The following is a 20,034-nucleotide window of genomic DNA, read 5'->3' as shown; positions in this document are numbered from 1 at the left end:
TTAATTGTCAGATATTAGCGAGTTTACAGCAGTAAAAGGAACGATCCTGTGGTGAATACTTGAACGTTTCAGTCAGGTATTAGATAATCACCAGAATATAAGAAAATACTCAACAACTATGGTCTCGATTTAGATTTGTATCATGTTGTTTTTGACACAGGTAAGAGAGGTTGTCGTGAGCGAAGTAAATATCCCATTGTCCTTTTCTGATGCAGCAGCTACCCGCGTACAAACGCTAATTGCTGAAGAAGAAAACCCAGAGCTAAAACTGCGTGTATACATTACAGGCGGCGGTTGTAGTGGCTTCCAGTACGGCTTCACATTTGATGAAAAAGTAAATGATGGCGACACTACCATTGTAAATAGCGGTGTGACGCTGGTTGTTGACCCAATGAGCCTACAGTACTTAATGGGCGGCATGGTTGATTACACTGAAGGCCTAGAAGGCGCACGTTTCTTTGTGAACAACCCGAACGCGACAACAACATGTGGTTGTGGCGCATCATTTAGCGTTTAGCGTGCACTGAAAGGTAGCTTGAACGGAAAGCTACATTAGAAATATTTTAAACGCCGAGCCAATGCTCGGTGTTTTTGTTTATAAAAAATACACCATACAAAACAGACAGTAAGTCGACTTATTCTAGGCATGTACGCCAAGGTTAATTTGGGTGGTTATATTTAAGCTCTACTTCATTCATTTGTTTTATAGTAAACGCCATATTTTTTAAACTGTCGATAGCGTCCAACTTCGTTGGCTGTGGGTCTGTTAAGGTTACCTCTGTGCATCAGGATGTTGCATATGACGGTGTTAAGCTAATTAGCGCGCCTTAATCACATCGGACAAAAGGATTTGCTATGCCCACTCTATTTTCTAACTCTCCATTTTTTCAGAAACTGAAGCAGCCGTGGTTGGTTTCTCTGGTTCTAGTTGTACTGTTGTCGGTTTGGCTTGGTTTAGGAGTGGGGCAAGCGGAAGAGTCACCAGCAAAAAAAGCGACAGAAATTCCGCTGGCTAAGGTTTCCTTTCAAACATTCACTTCATCCCCCACCTTCAAAACGATTGACCTCTATGGACGAACAGCACCCGATAGGCATGCTCGATTGGGAGCGGAAGTCGCGGGCAAGATTGTTAGGTTGAACGTTGTGAAAGGCGATACGGTTAAAGTAGGGCAAGCCATTGCTCAGATAGATAAAGGTGACTTAGAGATTCAGCTAGAGCGAGCTTCGGCTTTATATCGATTGAAGCAGAAAGAATTTAAGGCGGCGCAGTCGCTGAAAAAAAGAGGGCTGCAAGGCGAGATAGCCTACACCACAGCTGAGGCTTCGTTAACTGAAGCGAAGGCTATGAAGCGTAATGCTGAACTGGCTCTAAAAAATACAGTCATCACATCGCCTTTCTCCGGTGTGGTTCAAGATTTGATGGTGGAGCTCGGTGATTTCGTTGGTGTTGGCGATCCTGTTGCGGGTGTGATTGATCTTGACCCTCTGGTCATCGAAGCCGATGTCAGTGAACGTCATATCCAGCATTTGTTAGTCAATCAATCTGCTTTGGTTCGTCTGTTAGGGCGAGAAGAAGCGGAAGGTCGTCTGCGTTACGTTTCTCGAATCTCTTCTGCTTCTACCAATACCTTCCCAATAGAGATTGAAATCGATAATTCCGATGGCCTGTTACCTGCCGGTGTCAGTGCTGAAGTAACACTCAACCTAGAAACAAGTGATGCTATCAAGATAACACCTGCGATGCTGGCACTGGATGAGGCCGGTAATCTTGGGGTCAAAACTTTGGTTTCAGCCGATGACTCACCAACCGTGAAATTTGTAGGTATTCAGCTAGTAAAGGCAGAACAAGATGGAGTTTGGCTCACAGGGTTAGGTCAGCGAGTTGATATTATCACTGTAGGCCAAGGGTTTGTGCGTGATGGTGATTCGGTGATTGCTGTTAAGCAAGGTGCTGAACTCTCTAACGTAACCGCAGAGTAGGAGATAACCGATGTATTCAATTATTGATGCAGCCTTGTCTCGTGCTCGAACAATGCTCTCTCTTTTGGCACTCATATTGGTCGCAGGTGTCGTTACCTATATTACGATCCCCAAAGAATCGAGCCCCGACATTACCATCCCGATTATCTACGTTTCTGTTGGGCACCAAGGTATTTCGCCAACCGATGCAGAACGCTTATTGGTTAGACCGATAGAACAAGAGCTGAGGTCGATTGAAGGCGTAAAAGAGATGACCGCAACCGCAGCAGAAGGCCACGCCTCAGTTGTGTTGGAGTTTAATGTTGGCGTTGATCTCACCAAAGCGATGGCTGATGTGCGTGATGCTGTCGATTTAGCCAAACCAAAATTGCCAGAAGACAGTGATGAGCCGACCGTAAATGAAGTAACACTCGCGTCTGAGCAACCTGTTCTGTCTGTTGTGCTTTTCGGTACTGTTCCTGAACGCACCATAGTGCAAATTGCTCGAGAACTTGGGGATAAGCTCGAAAGCTATCGCCAAATTCTAGAGGTCGATATTGCAGGCGATCGCGATGATATCGTCGAGATCATTGTCGATCCTCTGTTGATGGAGAGCTACAGCTTAGATCAAGCGGATATCTATAACCTGATCGCTCTGAACAATCGAGTGGTCGCCGCTGGTTTTGTTGACACTGGCTACGGACGTTTCTCAGTCAAAGTTCCTTCGGTGTTTAACTCTTTAAAAGACGTACTTGAGTTGCCTATCAAAGTGGATGGTAAACAGGTTGTAACCTTTGGTGATGTGGCCACGGTTCGTCGAGGGTTTCGAGATCCTGAAAGCTTTGCCCGTTTAGATGGTAAATCTGCGGTGGTCTTGGATATCAAGAAGCGTGCGGGTGAAAATATCATCGAAACCGTAGAGTTAGTTAAAGCGGTTATGGCTGGTGCTCAACAACAAGCGGAATGGCCAAATAACTTATTGGTTAAATACACCTGGGATGAATCTAAAGATGTGAAGATCATGCTCAACGATCTTCAAAACAATATCTTGTCCGCCATCATTTTAGTGGTGATCGTTATCATCGCCATTCTTGGTGTTCGAACCGCATTATTGGTTGGAATTTCAATACCTGGATCATTCCTCACGGGATTGTTGGTGTTGTCTGTGTTTGGTCTAACCGTCAACATTGTGGTTCTGTTCTCTTTGATCATGGCCGTTGGTATGTTGGTCGACGGCGCGATTGTTGTTACCGAGTTTGCCGATAGGCGAATGCAAGAAGGTGAAGGTAGAAAAGAAGCTTACCGAGACGCAGCGAAACGGATGGCGTGGCCGATAACCGCATCGACAGCGACAACCTTAGCTGCATTTGCTCCGTTACTGTTTTGGCCTGATGTGACAGGCGAATTCATGAAGTTTCTGCCACTAACACTGATTGCAACGCTAACCGCTTCATTGATTATGGCGTTGTTGTTTGTACCGGTATTAGGTGGCTTGATTGGCAAACCTCAATACGTATCGCCCAAGAGCCAAGCTCGAATGGTGGCACTGCATAATGGTGATTTTTCACAAGCAACGGGCTTAACCAAGGCGTATTACCACACGCTTTCGATTGCGATTAAGCATCCCTTTAAGATTCTGTTCAGTGCGATATTGCTCGCGGTTGCAGTTGGTTTTACTTACTCCAAAGCGGGCCTAGGTGCAGAGTTCTTCCCTGAGGTTGATCCACCATTCTTTAATGTCAAAGTTCGCTCACATGGTGATCTTTCTATTCAAGAAAAAGATGACATCATGCGCGATATTGAGCAAATGATGCTTAATCATGATGAGTTCGATACTGTTTACACACGCACGGGTGGGGACGACCAGATTGGCTTGATCTCGATTACTCCTGTTGATTGGCAATATCGTCGTAGTGTTAAAGCGATTATTGATGAATTAAAGGTGCAAACCGATCAATACGCTGGTGTTGAGATTGAATATAAGTTTCCAGATGCAGGGCCTCCGGTTGAAAATGATTTAGTGATTGAGCTGTCAGCAACAACACCAGAACAGCTGAATCAGGCTGCAAAAATTGTAAGAAACTGGGCGGATGGTAATCAAGCTCTGACTAACATCAGTGATACAGCAAGCAAAGATGGCATTGATTGGAAAGTGGATATTCGCCGAGACGATGCCGCCCGTTTTGCAGCTGATGCGACCTTGGTGGGTAATACCGTTCAATTCGTTACCAATGGTCTCAAGATTGGTGATTACCTGCCTGATGACTCATCAGAAGAGGTCGATATCTTGGTGCGTTACCCTAATGATAAAAGAGATATCGGACGCTTTGACCAGTTGAGAGTCAAAACACCTGCTGGCTTGGTGCCGATCACCAACTTTGCTCAGATTGTTCCCGACCACAAGCAAGATACGATTAAACGCCTCGATGGTAAGCGCGTAGTGAACATCATGGCGGATATGGAAGAGGGCTATAACCTTGCCCTCGAACTGCCAAAGATTGAGCAAGCGTTAAGTGAATTGGGGCTACCTAGTAGAGTAGAATTTCGTATCCGTGGTCAAAATGAAGAGCAAGAAAACTCTTCTGCCTTCTTACAAAGTGCATTCATGGTTGCACTGGCGGTAATGGCGTTGATTTTGATTACTCAGTTTAATAGTTTCTATCAAGCATTCCTGATTCTGAGTGCGGTGCTGTTCTCAACGGTTGGTGTGTTCGTTGGTCTGCTTATCTTCCAACGTCCGTTTGGTATCGTGATGTCCGGTATTGGAGTGATTGCACTGGCAGGTATAGTGGTAAACAACAATATCGTGCTGATTGATACCTATAATCAGCTAATCAAAAGAGGCTTAGATAAGCGCGACGCAATTCTAAGAACTGGTGTCCAGCGTTTAAGGCCAGTAATGCTGACGACCGTGACTACGATCTTAGGCTTGATGCCGATGGTATTAGAGATGAACATCGACTTGATCAACCAAAAAATAGAGTTTGGAGCGCCGAGTACGCAATGGTGGTCGCAACTCGCTACGGCAATTGCGGGAGGCTTAGCATTCGCGACAGTCTTAACCTTGGTATTGACTCCTTGTTTGCTGATGCTAGGGCGAGATAAGAAACCCGAGATGATCCAAAGCAACGACGATGAACGATAAATACTAGTTCGACGGAAATAAAAAGAGCGCCTTGCTGGGCGCTATTTTCGTTGGCTTATAGGGTTCTTAACCTAATTAGTCGCTAGTAACTGGCCGTATCGCTCAAGGTTATTCAGTCGAATCTCTGAGTTGGCAATGAAGGTTGCTTTTGCTTTACCGGTTAACGACTTAGATTGCGGTAGTTTCACGGTTCGCGCATTTTTATGTACGCCATTGACCAAGAATTCATAGTGTAAGTGCGGGCCAGTCACACGGCCTGTACCGCCCAAAGTACCAATGGTTTGGCCTTGTTTTACGCGCTGACCTGTTTTCACCATACGTCGCTTCATGTGCAGATACTTAGTGATATAGGTGTTGCTGTGGCGAATGAACACGTAGTTACCATTGAATTGGTTGTAACCTGACTTCTGAACAATACCGTCACCGGCTGCCCAGATAGGTGTGCCAACAGGGGCTGCGTAGTCGGTGCCTCGGTGAGCTCGAACCTTACCGGTTACTGGGTGTTTTCTACGAGGGTTAAAGTTCGATGTTACACGACGAAAATCAATCGGTGAGCGCAAGAAGGCTTTCTTCATGGCACGACCATTTTCATCGAAGTAGTTGCCGCTTCTATCATCTAATACCGCGGTAAATGAATCACCTTGGTTTTTGAATACTGCCGCCATGATCTTACCACGACCTATCACTTCGCCTTCAACGACTTTCTCTTGGTACAAAATCTTAAAGCTGTCGTTGTTGCGAATATCCAACGCAAAGTCGATATCCCAACCGAAGATGCCCGCCAGTTCCATAATTTGGTTTGCGGTTAGGCCTGCATTGACGCCGGCGTTCCAGAAGTTAGACGTGATGTTGGCTTCGGCATAGTTGTATTGGTAGGCCACTTCCTTTTTGTCGAAGCTAGAGGAGAATGAATCGCCAGACTTAGTGATCTTGAAGCTTTCAAACGCACTAAGTTGTCGCTTCAACTGAATAAGGTCGTTGTTTTCATCAAAGCCGAATTGTAATACGTCGCCAGGTCTTAGGTTGGACAGCTGCTTTTTAATATCGTTGTTGGTATTGAGTAGAGTGATCAGCAAACGGTATGAAAGGCCAATACGTTCAAATAAAACAGAGGTGCTTTCGCCAGAGCGAACGGTGTATTTCTCCCATTTGAGTACTGCCGTCGGTGGTGCGTCACTTGAGCTAACAAGTGCTGATGCACTGATCGTCAGTGGGTAGTGTTTTCCAACGACTAAAGCTCCCGTATCGTCACGTAAGCTGTTGACGTCGGGGAGTAAGAAAATAGCGATAAAAATTACGGCACTAAAAAATGCGATAAATGCCCGGTGCAAAATGGGAAGGCGTGCAAAAATAGACAACATGTTCCGGTTCGTTCTGTAAATATTATGAAAATAGACGACGGAATAGTGTAACTGGTTTCAAAATACATCGCTATTCAAGTAAGATGTCTAATTATTATATTTTTGCCAAATCTGTGGGAGTGAACAAGAATGGCGAGTATTGAAGCTGCACTAGCCGAGATCAAACGTGGCGTAGAAGAACTGATTCCAGAAGACGAACTGATTGCGAAACTAAAAGAAGGTCGTCCTTTACGCATTAAACTGGGTGCCGATCCAACCGCTCCAGATATCCACCTAGGCCATACGGTTATCTTTAACAAGCTTCGTGCTTTCCAAGAGCTTGGTCATGAAGTGACGTTCCTTATCGGTGATTTCACAGCAATGGTTGGTGATCCATCAGGTAAGAACTCAACACGTCCACCGCTAAGCCGTGAAGACGTATTGAAGAATGCTGAAACTTACAAAGAGCAAGTATTCAAGATTCTAGATCCTGCGAAAACGCAAATTCGTTTCAACTCTGAGTGGTTATCTGAGCTTGGTGCAGAAGGCATGATTCGTCTTGCTTCTAACCAAACTGTTGCTCGTATGCTTGAGCGTGATGACTTTAAAAAGCGTTACGCTGGTGGTCAACCGATCGCAATCCACGAATTCATGTACCCACTTCTTCAAGGTCACGACTCTGTTGCACTAGAGAGCGATGTTGAGCTTGGCGGTACTGACCAGAAGTTTAACCTTCTTATGGGGCGTGAACTGCAAAAAGCAGCAGGTCAAAAACCACAAGCGGTACTGATGATGCCACTACTTGTTGGTCTAGACGGCGTTAAGAAGATGTCTAAGTCGGCGCACAACTACATCGGTATCAGTGAAGCACCAAGCGAGATGTTTGGTAAGATCATGTCTATCTCTGACGATCTAATGTGGAGCTACTACGAGCTACTGTCTTTCCGTCCTCTTGAAGAAGTTGCGGAACTGAAAGCTGGCGTTGAGGCGGGCAAAAACCCTCGTGACGTGAAAGTACTTCTTGCTAAAGAGATCATTGCTCGTTTCCACAGCGAAGCAGATGCTGAAGCGGCTGAGCAAGAGTTCGTTAACCGTTTTGCTAAGAACCAAGTTCCTGATGAAATGCCTGAATTTGAATTCGAAGCAGGCCTACCAATTGCGAACGTTCTAAAGGAAGCCGGTCTTGTAAACTCGACTTCTGATGCGATGCGTATGATCAAGCAAGGCGCAGCTAAGCTTGAAGGCGAGAAGATTGAAGACAGCAAGTTTGTACCTGAAGCAGGTACTGCGGTCTACCAAGTAGGTAAGCGTAAGTTTGCTCGTATTACGATTAAGTAATATTAAATCTCAATGATTTATAGAAAAGGCATCTTCGGATGCCTTTTTTATTGCTTAATTAGAAGCATAAACAGAGTTGAACATTACTTAGGTTTGCTCTGTGTTTGACTGAACTCAACCACATCTGTGTAGAAAGCACGCTCAAACTGGGTGATGGGTGCTTCTACTGGTTTTTCTGGATTTTGTTCTTCAGGGAAGTAGTCACGGACAAACTGCACAAACAGAGAGTTTGGTTCTCCCGCTTTATCTAATCCGTATCCCGCCATGTTGTAACTGCCGTATAGAGAACCACTTTTGGCGATAATGTTGCCTTGAATCGGTGCTTTTCTCATGCTTGGGCGGTACTTGAGCGTTCCATTTACACCTGATGTTGGCATCACTTCAATTAGATTTAGTTTTTGGTCGTTTTCCCAGATATAGCGAAGTACCTGCGCCATGGTTTGCGATCTCATTCGGTTATTTCTAGATAGCCCTGAACCATCGACGAGCTGCGCTTTACTGAGGTCAATATTAGCTTTAGTCAGTAATATCTGCTTTATCGCTTCAGTGCCGTTATTAAAACTGCCCGGTTGAACATAAAATGTCGCACCCAGCGTTTTGGTTAGGTTGTCTGCTATTAGATTGTCTGATTTCTTGAGCATTATATTGAGCAGTTCGGGAAGTTTCTCAGAGCTGTGACTTGCGATTAACGTGCTTTTGCCTGATTTATCTTTTTTACCAACGACCACATTGCCTTTTACTTCAATTCTCAGTTCTTTAAGAATCGATGTAACGACTTGATAGGTGTAAAGCTCTGGATTTTGAATCGCGAACTTGAGCGGCAGTGGTTTCTTACGCTCAACTAAGCAACCAGAGAGCTTGTAAGTGTTGTCTGGTGTCGTTATGAGCTCCAAGTCGCATTGTGTTGCCTTCTGCCCAGAGCGAGTTACCGTGGCGGCAGTAGTTGTCACGTCTATTGGGTAATGAGCTGGGATATATACGCGTGTTGTACCGTTATCTTTTGTATAAATAGAGGCTTGTGCGCAGTTACTGTCTAAGGTCATTGCACTAGAGGGAGCGCTGTAACAAACGCCTAAAATGTCCCAAGGCCAACCAACCGCTCGTTGATAGCCAGTAAAACCTGAGTCATCGAGGTATAAGTTGCCCTTGATTGTTTTAGATTGCGACTTAGCATATTGATCTAAAAGGTTTTTTAGATGCTCTCTTTGTAGTGTTGGGTCACCACTGAATGCGATCACGACATCTTTATTAGAACGCGCAATGCTGGTCGTGTAGTTAAAATTATCTCCTAACTCCAATTTGGCTGCCAAAGCGGTGACTAGCTTTAACGTACTGGCGGGTGGGTAAAAGCCATCGCTATTGGTGTTCAACTCACTCGAATCATCACTCAATGACTTCAGTATCAAGCTTGTGCTACTGCCATCGGGCAGTTTATCGAGAGGGAGGTATTCGAAAGCACTAATTGAATAGCTACACAGTGACAAACCACATAGGAGTAAACTGGATAGAAGGCGCATAGAAGATTTTCTTGGATGACTGATGTTTTCAGTATACAGATATAAAAAACGCCCGCTATAGAGCGGGCGTTTTGATTCTCAATTAACTAATTAATCAATTAGATAATCAGAATTAGAAGTCGTAACGTAGACCTAGAGCTAGCTCGTCTTCAGCACCTTTAGTACCAACTGTTGAAGTACCTAGCTTGTCGCTAGCGCTTAGTAGGTTGAAGTTGTACGATACGTAACCACGGAAGTTAGGCTTGAAGTAGTACGTTGCATCAACAGCGATATTGTCTGCCGATGTGTCGCTACCTGTTTCTGCGTTGTTGTATGTGGTTGAGAATACAGTTTGACCTAGAGTGTAAGCGGCTGCTACTTCGTAACCAGTGTAGTCTTGAACACCTGTGAACTTGCTACCAATGCTTGAAGCGTTTGAAGAGTTGTACTGGCGGTCAAAATCTTTTTCTCCGTCAGTGAATACACCAGCGAAGTATAGGTCGCCCATAGTGTAAGAGCCCGAAAGCATGTATTCGTTGTTCTTATCTTGGTCTGCGTAACCAGCACCTAGTTTAACGCCAGTTTCACCGATTGCGTAGATACCAGATAGAGAGTAGCCGTCTTGACCGTTGTCAGTGTAGCCTACGTTGTTTGCAGTGTCGTCTTTACGGTCAGCAAAACGGTAGCTTGCTTTAACGCTTAGGTCTTGGAATTGACCTTTGTAAGAAAGCATGTTGTCAGCACGGTCAGCAGCATTGATTTTGTCTGCTGCAGAGTTGCCGTGGTAAGCCATGATATCGGTAAAGTCAGTGATTACGCCTAGAGCGCCGTCATTTTTACCGTAAGTCACTTCACCGAATGTACCGCCAAGTCCAGCGTAAGCGTAACGGTTAGTTAGGCTGTCGCTATCGCTGTCTGTAGGACCACCGTTGTCAGCAGTTGTGAATTCGCCTTCGTAGAAACCAACACCGTATAGGCCGTCTTGGATTTCAACTTGACCTAGGAAGTTAAGACGGATACGAGAGTTGTCTTGTACGTTGCCATCTTTCATAGAAAGACGAGCTTCCGCACGGCCACCCATTTCTAGAGAAGTACCGTCTTGGTTGTATAGTTCTGAAGCGTTAGCACCAGTAGCAAGAGCTGCAGCAGATACAGCAAGCGCGATCATAGTCTTGTTCATGTTATTAATTCCTAATTACTGTCCATAAAGGTATTTATCAAGGATTTGAATCCTTTTTGTGTATTGCTCGTATTAATCAAGCTTCATAATCATGCTTAGAACAAAAGCGTGAAACTTGCCAGAACAATCCGTGGGGTACTTTTTAACCCTAAAGTTCCACCATCAGGTAGTAAAATGATATCAATAAAAATTATGCACACTGTTTTATTGAGTTTGTCGCCCTCTAAGTTTTTGATTTTGTGTGGTTTTTATAAAAGTGTGATCTGTGTTTATTTGGTTTATTTTTGTTTTTTTTAGATATTTCATCGCCAACTTATTGATGGTGAGGTTATTATTCATTTTTGTGATGTCTGTAATTTAGACCTAGATAAAGCTTTTATAACGCAAAGTGGAATAAAGGTGATTTAGCCATAAAGTTTGTTTACACTAAGCCAAATCGTTTTGTTTCTATCACCCAATAACTATGTTGGGTGGATTTATGTTGGCCAAAGAAAGCTTTGGCATAGAGGTAAAAAATGGAAAAGGTTCCAATGACAGTACGTGGCGCTCAGCAGCTACGTGACGAATTAGATCGCCTACTTAAGCTACGTCCTATTATTTCAGCAGCTATTGGTGAAGCTCGTGAACTCGGTGACTTGAAAGAGAACGCTGAATACCACGCAGCTCGTGAAGAGCAGGGTATCTGTGAAGCTCAAATTCGAGATATTGAATATAAGCTATCACTGGCTCAGATCATCGATGTAACGCAGATGGATAACACAGGTAAGATTATCTTTGGCACGACAGTGACTTTGATTGACGTAGATACGGATGAAGAATTCCGCTACCAAATCGTTTCTGAAGATGAAGCCGATATCAAAACGGGTCGCATTTCTGTGAAATCCCCAATTGCACGTGGTCTTATCGGTAAGATGGAAGGCGATGAAGTACTGATCTCTACCCCAGGTGGTGATAAAGACTTCGAAATCGACAAAGTAGAATACATCTAATTGAATTTTCTTTGTTTTTGATAAGTAAAAAGGTCGCTAATGCGACCTTTTTCGTTTCTCACGCTACACTAAAAGCTAAGCGCAGTGGCTTTCTTTTAATGAAGTTAGCTTATATTAAGCTCGCTTACTTGCGTGGAATCTCGATTTTACGTGCTTCTGACTGACGGAACAGTACTAGAACTTTACCGATAGTCTGTACTTTCTCAGCTTTAGATTCACGTACAATTGCATCGATAATCAGTTGCTTAGTCTCACGGTCTTCTGATGCAACTTTAATCTTGATCAGTTCGTGGTGGTCTAGAGCTAATTCGATTTCCGCTAGAACAGCTTCAGTAAGTCCATTTGCGCCCATTAGCACAACAGGTTTTAAACTGTGAGCTAGGCCCTTTAGATGCTGCTTTTGTTTGGTACTTAGGTTCATTACGCGGCCAATTTTATTTAGTATTAGGGTTGAAAAAACCTATTTTAACGCCATCTAAAGCTGAAGACTATAATTTATTCAGCAATTAGTACTTTCCTCCAATTTAGGTATCCAATGAGCAAACAGAAACACTCGGCCAGTTCAGGCCGTTGGTTGAAGGAACACTTCGACGACAAGTACGCAAATGAAGCCAGAAAAAAAGGCTATCGTTCGCGTGCTTATTTCAAAATGGAAGAGATTCAAACGAAAGATAAATTGCTGACTCCAGGGATGACCATTGTGGATTTGGGTGCAGCGCCTGGCGGTTGGTCTCAATATGCTGCTAAGATTATCGGAGACAACGGTCAAATCATTGCGTGTGACTTGTTACCAATGGATCCGATTGCTGGAGTGAGCTTTTTACAAGGCGATTTCCGCGAAGAAGCTGTGCTAGATGCGTTGCTGGAACGTATACAACCAAACATGGTTGATGTCGTGATGTCTGATATGGCACCTAATATAGCAGGCAACAATTCTGTGGATCAGCCAAGAGCTATGTATTTAGTTGAATTAGCTTTGGATATGTGTCGACAAGTTCTAGCTACCAATGGTAGTTTTGTTGTAAAAGTATTCCAAGGCGAAGGGTTTGACCAATATGTTAAGGACGTCCGTGAGATGTTTAAAACAGTCAAAGTTAGAAAACCCGACTCTTCTCGAGCTCGCTCTCGTGAAGTGTTTATCGTAGCAACTGGTTACAAAGGTTAACGATTCTCTTCCAAGAGTGAGAGTTAACAACATGGCTACAGGTTACAAACTGTAGTACCCTACCTTTAATTACAATTAGTTATCGAGAGGCTTACACCTTGAGTGACATGGCAAAAAATTTAATTCTGTGGCTTGTTATCGCGGTAGTGTTGATGTCGGTATTCCAGAGCTTCGGCCCTGGGGAAAGTAACGGCAGAGCAGTAGATTACACCACGTTTGTACAGGAAGTTGGCCAAGGCCAGATTCAAGACGCACAGTTCAATAACAGCGAAATCACCTTCACACGTCGTGGTGGTGGCTCTAAGTATGTAACTTACATGCCTGTTTATGATCAAAAGCTACTTGATGACTTAATTAATCAAAACGTAAAAGTTCAGGGTACACCACCTGAAGAGCAGAGCCTGCTTGGCACTATCTTCATTTCATGGTTCCCAATGATCTTACTGATTGGTGTGTGGATTTTCTTCATGCGTCAAATGCAAGGCGGCGGCGGCGGTAAAGGCGCAATGTCTTTTGGTAAGAGCAAAGCTCGAATGATGAGTGAAGAACAAATCAAAACGATGTTTGCTGATGTTGCTGGTTGTGACGAAGCAAAAGAAGACGTGAAAGAGCTTGTGGATTACCTTCGTGACCCAAGCCGCTTCCAAAAGCTTGGTGGTAAGATCCCGACAGGTATCCTGTTGGTCGGTCCTCCTGGTACGGGTAAGACATTGCTTGCAAAAGCGATTGCTGGTGAAGCGAAAGTACCGTTCTTTACTATCTCTGGTTCTGACTTCGTTGAAATGTTTGTTGGTGTTGGTGCATCTCGTGTGCGTGACATGTTCGAACAAGCGAAGAAAGCAGCGCCTTGTATCATCTTTATCGATGAAATCGATGCGGTAGGTCGTCAACGTGGCGCTGGTGTTGGTGGTGGTCATGATGAACGTGAGCAAACACTTAACCAAATGCTGGTTGAGATGGATGGTTTCGAAGGTAACGAAGGTATTATTGTTATCGCTGCGACTAACCGTCCAGACGTACTAGACCCTGCATTACTTCGTCCTGGTCGTTTTGACCGCCAAGTTGTGGTTGGTCTACCTGATGTACGTGGTCGTGAACAGATTCTTAAAGTACACATGCGTAAAGTGCCACTATCAGGTGATGTTGAACCATCTCTGATTGCTCGTGGTACTCCAGGTTTCTCTGGTGCAGACCTTGCGAACCTTGTTAACGAAGCGGCTCTATTTGCTGCTCGTGGTAACAAACGCAATGTATCTATGGTTGAGTTTGAACTTGCGAAAGACAAAATCATGATGGGTGCAGAGCGCCGTTCAATGGTGATGTCTGAGGAAGTGAAAGAGTCAACGGCTTACCACGAAGCAGGTCACGCAATTGTTGGTCGTTTGGTACCTGAACACGATCCAGTGTACAAAGTATCAATCATCCCACGTGGTCGTGCGCTTGGTGTAACTATGTACTTACCTGAGCAAGACCGCGTAAGCATGTCTCGCCAGCATCTAGAATCAATGATCTCTAGCTTGTACGGTGGTCGTCTTGCTGAAGAGCTTATCTACGGTAAAGACAAAGTTTCGACTGGTGCGTCTAACGATATCGAGCGTGCAACTGATATTGCTCGTAAGATGGTTACGCAGTGGGGCTTCTCTGAAAAACTAGGTCCTCTTCTTTATGCTGAAGAAGAAGGCGAAGTTTTCCTAGGTCGCGGCATGAGCCAAGCGAAACATGTTTCTGACGATACAACTAGATTAATCGATGAAGAAATTCGTATTCTTATCGACCGTAACTATGCTCGTGCGAAACAGATTCTTGAAGAGAACATGGATATCATGCACTCGATGAAAGATGCGCTAATGAAGTTTGAAACGATTGATGCAGGTCAGATTGATGACTTGATGGAACGCAAAGACGACATTCGTGAGCCTGCTGGTTGGGGTGACCAGGCGAAAGCTGAACCTGCAAAGGAAGAAGCTAAACCTGAAGCTAGATCAGAAGAGAAAGCCGAAGCCGAGCCAAAAGCTGAAGAGTCGACAGTTGAAGAAGCTAAATCTGAATCAGATGATGCTCAAAACAAAGATTCTTAATCGCTAAGCTATTAATTAAAACCCTGAGTACTCTCAGGGTTTTTCTGTTTCTAGGCCAAGATATTTTTTACCTTTAAGACCCACCTTCCATGATATTAAAAGCACACAATAAAACGCTCGTTTTAGACCGCCCACATGTGATGGGTATCCTCAATGTTACGCCTGACTCTTTCTCTGATGGCGGAAAATTCAATTCATTAGATAATGCTTTACTGCAAGCAGAGCGAATGATTCAGGCTGGCGTTAGCATTATTGATATTGGTGGTGAGTCGACTCGTCCGGGTGCTCCAGAGGTGTCCTTAGAGGAAGAGTTAGCTCGAGTTATCCCGGCGATCAAAGCGATTCGCGCCAAGTTTGATGTTTGGATCTCGATTGATACCAGCAAAGCTGAGGTGATGCGCCAGGCTGTTGATGCAGGGGCAGATTTGATCAATGATGTACGCGCACTGCAAGAGCCCGGAGCTCTAGAAGTGGCCGCAGAGGCTAATGTACCTATTTGCTTGATGCACATGAAAGGTCAGCCAAGAACTATGCAAGCCAATCCAAGCTACGAAGATGTCCTAACTGATGTCGAAGCCTTTTTACAAGAAAGGGTCGAAGCTTGTGAGGCGGCCGGTATCTCAAAAGAGCAGCTGATTCTTGACCCTGGTTTTGGTTTTGGTAAAACCATCGAACACAATTACCACCTATTAGCGCACTTTGAAAAGTTTCATACGCTTGGTTTGCCGGTCTTGGCGGGAATGTCGAGAAAATCGATGATCTTTAAGCTACTAGACAAAGTCCCAGATGACTGCATGGTCGCTAGCGTTACTTGCGCAACTATCGCAGCAATGAAAGGCGCACAAATTATTCGCGTTCATGATGTAGAAGATACATTGGAAGCGATGAAGATAATTGAAGTGATGAACAACAATCACTAAATAATAATTAAGGAAAATCAATATGTCTGATAAAAGACGTTACTTCGGCACAGATGGTGTACGTGGAAAAGTGGGCCAGTACCCAATCACACCTGATTTTGTTTTGAAGCTTGGCTGGGCTGCCGGTCGTGTTCTTGCGAAGCAGGGCACAAAGAAAGTTATCATTGGTAAAGATACTCGTATCTCTGGCTACATGCTTGAGTCTGCGCTAGAAGCGGGACTTGCTGCTGCTGGTCTTCAAGCTACGTTTACTGGGCCAATGCCAACACCTGCGGTTGCTTACCTAACACAAACTTTCCGTGCTGAAGCGGGAATTGTTATCTCTGCATCGCACAACCCCTTCTATGACAACGGCATCAAGTTCTTTTCGTCTGAAGGTACTAAATTGTCGGATGACATTGAACTCGCCATCGAAGCTGAGCTAGACAAAGATATCGAGTGCGTGGAATCTTCCGAATTAGGTAAAGCGGTGCGCCTAAATGATGCAGCAGGCCGTTATATTGAATTTTGTAAAAGTACATTCCCACACAAAATGACGCTAGCGGGTATGAAAATTGTGGTGGATTGCGCGCATGGTGCGACTTACCACATTGCGCCGGCTGTATTTAAAGAGCTGGGTGCTGAGGTTGTTGCGATTGGTGTGGAGCCAAATGGCACTAACATCAACCATGAAGTCGGTGCGACTGATGTACGCGCTCTACAAGCTAAAGTGGTTGAAGAGAAAGCTGCACTAGGCCTTGGTTTTGATGGCGACGGTGACCGTATCATTATGGTTGATGAGCTAGGCAACAAGGTTGATGGCGACCAAATCGCTTACATTATTGCTCGTGATGCTCTACGTCGTGGTGAACTAAAAGGCGGTGTTGTTGGAACATTGATGACGAACCTAGGCATGGAAAATGGACTTAAGCAATTAGGTATTCCATTTGTACGTGCTGCTGTCGGTGACCGTTATGTCATGGAGCAGCTTCTAGCTAAAGGCTGGAAGATCGGTGCTGAGAACTCGGGGCACGTTATCCTATTAGATAAAGTGACGACAGGTGATGCTATCGTTGCTGCTCTGCAAGTATTGGCCTCAGTTGTCGATAGTGAAATGACACTGAATGAGCTTTCTCAAGGTATGACGTTATACCCTCAAGTTCTAGAAAATGTTCGTTTCAGTGGTGATTCAAACCCACTAGAAGCAGAGGCTGTGAAAGCGGCTGTTATTGAAGTCGAGACGGAACTCGGTGAGAAAGGTCGTGTGCTATTACGCAAATCGGGTACTGAGCCACTACTGCGCGTAATGGTCGAAGGTGAAGATGCTGAACTTGTTCAGAGTTCTGCACTGAAAATTGCTGATGCAGTAAAAGCGAATTGCTAATAAAACGTTTGCCGTAACAGGCGAAGTCGGTCTCACTTGTGGGGGCCGGGTTTTAGTTATGTGATGATTAAAAAGGGACGCAAATGAGTTTTGTGTCCCTTTTGCCCTTTTTTTGACCACTTGCTTGGTAAAGGCTTATTTTTTAGTAAATTCCCCTTGTCAGTCATCGTCGCATTCGCTAGTATTGCTCGGCCTTCAGTTAGGAGGTCGCTAGCCTTGTTCTTAAAAATAGTTTTTTGAACGGCGCTGGCTCAACAATTAGGAACATAGGTGGAAAAATGTTTACAGTTCTACTTGTGATTTACCTGTTGGCAGCGCTTGGTGTAATTGGCCTAGTGTTGATTCAACAAGGTAAAGGCGCAGATATGGGAGCCTCTTTCGGTGCTGGCGCTTCAAACACTGTGTTTGGTGCTGGTGGCTCAGGAAATTTCCTTACCCGAATGACTGCAATTTTTGCAACTACATTTTTTATCCTTAGCTTAGTGCTTGGTAATATGTCTACACATAAAACTGAGTCACAGTGGATTGACCCGACTCAAGGTCAGGTGATTCAACAAGCTGAAGATGCAGTGAGTGAAGTTCCGGCGCAAGGCGACGAAATTCCACAATAATCTGTAAAGATTTGATGCCGAGATGGTGAAATTGGTAGACACGCTAGCATGAGGTGCTAGTGCCTTAGGGTGTGAGGGTTCGAGTCCCTCTCTCGGCACCATGTTTACAAACTTGTAAAACATCTTGTTGGGCGTATAATGCTCACAAGTCGGACGCGGGATGGAGCAGTTTGGTAGCTCGTCGGGCTCATAACCCGAAGGTCGTCGGTTCAAATCCGGCTCCCGCAACCAATTTCAATGCTATTATATAGCTTGTATTGGTAGCAAGTTTGCACAGTGTGAACCTCACTGTGAGTTAAGTGTGATATCAAATATGATGACACTTAACATATAAGGGTCCAGCAACAAAAACCCCGGCTTATACGGGGTTTTTTGTTATCTAAGCATTTATAAATGCATTTAGATGATAATGTTTGCTTGGAATTTAAATTGGGCTTTGAGCCCTTTTTTTGTTTCTGGAGTGGTTAAATGACTGGTTTAGAAAGACAACTTACTGAAATGCTTGACGCTCCAGTAGCAGCATCGGGTTATGAGTTAGTTGGATTAGAATTTATTCGTGCTGGTGAGCACTCAACGCTACGCATTTACATCGATTCACCAAATGGTATCAATGTAGATGATTGCTCTGAAGTTAGTCACCAAGTAAGTGCCGTAATGGACGTTGAAGATCCAATTTCAGTGGCTTATAACCTTGAAGTGTCTTCACCAGGTTTAGAGAGACCACTGTTCAAAGCTGAGCATTACCAACAATTTATTGGTCACGAGGTAAGCATCGTTTTGAAAATGGCTGTCGGCAACCGTCGTAAATGGAAAGGTGATATCCAATCTATCGAAGGCGAGACAGTGAAAGTATTGGTTGAAGGACAAGAAGAAGAATTCGTCCTGAGCAATATTGCGAAAGCTAACCTGATCCCTAAATTTTAGTTCTCCTAGAGAGAAGAGCTTAAGAGGCTAGATTAATGAACAAAGAAATTTTGGCGGTAGTAGAAGCTGTTTCTAATGAGAAAGCAGTTCCTCGTGAGCGTATTTTTGAAGCGCTTGAAATCGCGCTTGCAACGGCAACAAAAAAGAAAAGCGAACTAGAAATCGAAGTTCGTGTTGAGATTGACCGTAAAACGGGTAATTTCGAAACTTTCCGCCGTTGGGAAGCTGTTGAGGAAGTTGAATTCCCAACAAAAGAAATCTCTATTGAAGCTGCAAAGTACGATGATCCAGAGATCGAACTTGGCGGTTTCATCGAAGATGATATCGAATCAGTAACGTTTGACCGTATTACGACTCAAACAGCTAAGCAAGTTATCGTACAGAAAGTACGTGAAGCTGAACGCGCTCAAATCGTTGAACAGTTTATTGATAACGAAGGCGAGCTAGTCACTGGCGCAGTTAAGAAAGTTAACCGTGACACAGTGATTCTAGATCTAGGTAACAATGCTGAAGCGGTAATCCTTCGTGATGACCAACTTCCTCGTGAAAACTTCCGTCCAGGTGACCGTGTTCGTGGTCTTCTATACGCAGTTAAGCCAGAAGCTCGTGGTTTCCAGCTTTTTGTTACTCGTTCTAAGCCAGAAATGCTAGCTGAACTATTCCGTGTTGAAGTGCCTGAGATTGGTGAAGAGCTAATTGAACTTAAAGGTGCTGCACGTGACGCTGGTTCTCGTGCTAAAATCGCCGTTAAAACAAACGACAAACGTATTGACCCTGTTGGTGCGTGTGTTGGTATGCGTGGCGCACGTGTACAAGCGGTATCTAACGACCTTGGCGGTGAGCGTATCGATATCGTGCTTTGGGATGATAACCCGGCGCAATTCGTTATCAATGCAATGGCTCCTGCTGATGTTGCTTCTATCATCGTTGATGAAGATACGCACTCAATGGACATCGCGGTTGAAGCTGACAATCTAGCGCAAGCTATCGGTCGTAGCGGTCAAAATGTACGTCTAGCGTCTCAACTTACTGGTTGGGAACTGAACGTAATGACTGTTGCTGATCTAGAGAAGAAGCACCAAGAAGAAGCAGTTGCTTCTATTGAAAACTTCATGAAGCACCTAGATATCGAAGAAGACTTTGCTCAAATGCTTGTTGAAGAAGGCTTCTCTACGCTTGAAGAAGTAGCCTACGTTCCTGTGAACGAGCTTCTTGAAGTAGATGGTCTAGATGAAGGTATCGTTGAAGAATTGCGTAACCGCGCGAAAGACGCACTGACGACTCTAGCGCTAGCGAAAGAAGAAACTTTCGATGGTGTTGAGCCAGCTGAAGACCTACTTGCACTTGAAGGTCTTGAGCGTGAAATGGCTTACAAGCTAGCAGCAAAAGGCGTTGCGACATTGGAAGACCTAGCTGACCAAGGCGTTGATGAACTAGAAGGCATCGAAGACCTAACTGCAGAGCGTGCAGGCGAGCTAATTATGGCTGCGCGTAACATCTGTTGGTTCGGCGACGAAGAATAATTC

Annotated in this window: 16 protein-coding genes and 2 tRNA genes; 14 read left to right on the top strand and 4 right to left on the bottom strand. The window is 44.5% G+C overall.

Translation table 11 applies throughout. The annotated features are described in order from the left end of the window. The first annotated feature begins 175 nt into the window (after positions 1-175). From erpA to OCV30_RS12455, 3 genes are all read left to right on the top strand, one after another. On the top strand, positions 176-517 hold the full coding sequence (gene erpA / locus OCV30_RS12465; RefSeq protein WP_004734539.1) for an iron-sulfur cluster insertion protein ErpA: 342 nt from the start codon (positions 176-178) through the stop codon (positions 515-517). 338 nt (positions 518-855) lie between these two features. Next, the gene (locus tag OCV30_RS12460) at positions 856-1,980 is read left to right on the top strand and encodes an efflux RND transporter periplasmic adaptor subunit (RefSeq protein ID WP_065678086.1); all 1,125 of its coding nucleotides are present in this window, start codon (positions 856-858) and stop codon (positions 1,978-1,980) included. Between the two features lie 10 nt (positions 1,981-1,990). Next, on the top strand, positions 1,991-5,104 hold the full coding sequence (locus OCV30_RS12455) for an efflux RND transporter permease subunit (RefSeq protein WP_065678087.1): 3,114 nt from the start codon (positions 1,991-1,993) through the stop codon (positions 5,102-5,104). A gap of 71 nt (positions 5,105-5,175) precedes the next feature. On the opposite strand, the gene OCV30_RS12450 is transcribed toward OCV30_RS12455, so the two are convergent. Then, on the bottom strand, positions 5,176-6,465 hold the full coding sequence (locus OCV30_RS12450) for a peptidoglycan DD-metalloendopeptidase family protein (RefSeq protein WP_009847553.1): 1,290 nt from the start codon (positions 6,463-6,465) through the stop codon (positions 5,176-5,178). Between the two features lie 129 nt (positions 6,466-6,594). On the opposite strand from OCV30_RS12450, the gene tyrS reads away from it, so the two are divergent. Next, on the top strand, positions 6,595-7,782 hold the full coding sequence (gene tyrS / locus OCV30_RS12445) for a tyrosine--tRNA ligase (RefSeq protein ID WP_004734518.1): 1,188 nt from the start codon (positions 6,595-6,597) through the stop codon (positions 7,780-7,782). Positions 7,783-7,865: 83 nt separating this feature from the next. Here tyrS and dacB read toward each other — a convergent pair whose 3' ends face one another. Then, complete coding sequence (gene dacB, locus OCV30_RS12440) at positions 7,866-9,299, bottom strand: serine-type D-Ala-D-Ala carboxypeptidase (protein WP_065678088.1); 1,434 nt, start codon at positions 9,297-9,299, stop codon at positions 7,866-7,868. Positions 9,300-9,411: 112 nt separating this feature from the next. After that, complete coding sequence (locus OCV30_RS12435) at positions 9,412-10,458, bottom strand: porin (RefSeq protein ID WP_065678089.1); 1,047 nt, start codon at positions 10,456-10,458, stop codon at positions 9,412-9,414. 515 nt (positions 10,459-10,973) lie between these two features. On the opposite strand from OCV30_RS12435, the gene greA reads away from it, so the two are divergent. Next, positions 10,974-11,447 carry a transcription elongation factor GreA gene (gene greA / locus OCV30_RS12430; protein ID WP_009847549.1) on the top strand — a complete coding sequence of 158 codons (474 nt, stop codon included), beginning with the start codon at positions 10,974-10,976 and terminating at the stop codon, positions 11,445-11,447. Positions 11,448-11,571: 124 nt separating this feature from the next. Here greA and yhbY read toward each other — a convergent pair whose 3' ends face one another. After that, positions 11,572-11,868 carry a ribosome assembly RNA-binding protein YhbY gene (gene yhbY / locus OCV30_RS12425; protein WP_004734509.1) on the bottom strand — a complete coding sequence of 99 codons (297 nt, stop codon included), beginning with the start codon at positions 11,866-11,868 and terminating at the stop codon, positions 11,572-11,574. A gap of 114 nt (positions 11,869-11,982) precedes the next feature. Between yhbY and rlmE the strand changes: the two genes are divergently transcribed. The 9 genes from rlmE to nusA all read left to right on the top strand — a co-directional run bounded on the left by rlmE (position 11,983) and on the right by nusA (position 20,031). Continuing rightward, positions 11,983-12,612 (top strand): 23S rRNA (uridine(2552)-2'-O)-methyltransferase RlmE, encoded by a 630-nt coding sequence (gene rlmE, locus OCV30_RS12420; protein ID WP_009847548.1) that lies wholly within the window; start codon positions 11,983-11,985, stop codon positions 12,610-12,612. A 107-nt stretch (positions 12,613-12,719) separates the two neighbouring features. Further along, complete coding sequence (ftsH, locus tag OCV30_RS12415; RefSeq protein WP_065678090.1) at positions 12,720-14,690, top strand: ATP-dependent zinc metalloprotease FtsH; 1,971 nt, start codon at positions 12,720-12,722, stop codon at positions 14,688-14,690. An 89-nt stretch (positions 14,691-14,779) separates the two neighbouring features. Further along, positions 14,780-15,610: a dihydropteroate synthase gene (gene folP / locus OCV30_RS12410; RefSeq protein WP_065678091.1), complete on the top strand. Its 831-nt coding sequence runs from the start codon at positions 14,780-14,782 to the stop codon at positions 15,608-15,610. 22 nt (positions 15,611-15,632) lie between these two features. After that, a complete protein-coding gene (glmM, locus tag OCV30_RS12405) occupies positions 15,633-16,973 on the top strand; it encodes a phosphoglucosamine mutase (protein ID WP_065678092.1) in 1,341 nt (446 codons plus the stop codon). 278 nt (positions 16,974-17,251) lie between these two features. Beyond that, positions 17,252-17,584 carry a preprotein translocase subunit SecG gene (secG, locus tag OCV30_RS12400; RefSeq protein ID WP_009847546.1) on the top strand — a complete coding sequence of 111 codons (333 nt, stop codon included), beginning with the start codon at positions 17,252-17,254 and terminating at the stop codon, positions 17,582-17,584. A gap of 16 nt (positions 17,585-17,600) precedes the next feature. Next, positions 17,601-17,685: transfer RNA gene (locus tag OCV30_RS12395), tRNA-Leu, on the top strand. A gap of 53 nt (positions 17,686-17,738) precedes the next feature. After that, a tRNA-Met gene (locus OCV30_RS12390) sits at positions 17,739-17,815 on the top strand. A gap of 237 nt (positions 17,816-18,052) precedes the next feature. Then, a complete protein-coding gene (gene rimP / locus OCV30_RS12385; RefSeq protein ID WP_004734501.1) occupies positions 18,053-18,508 on the top strand; it encodes a ribosome maturation factor RimP in 456 nt (151 codons plus the stop codon). A 35-nt stretch (positions 18,509-18,543) separates the two neighbouring features. Next, on the top strand, positions 18,544-20,031 hold the full coding sequence (nusA, locus tag OCV30_RS12380) for a transcription termination factor NusA (RefSeq protein WP_009847542.1): 1,488 nt from the start codon (positions 18,544-18,546) through the stop codon (positions 20,029-20,031). Positions 20,032-20,034 lie beyond the last annotated feature (3 nt).

The organism is Vibrio atlanticus (assembly GCF_024347315.1).
In the GTDB taxonomy this organism is placed as follows: Bacteria; Pseudomonadota; Gammaproteobacteria; order Enterobacterales; family Vibrionaceae; genus Vibrio; species Vibrio atlanticus.
This window is presented reverse-complemented; position numbering and strand designations above follow the sequence as displayed.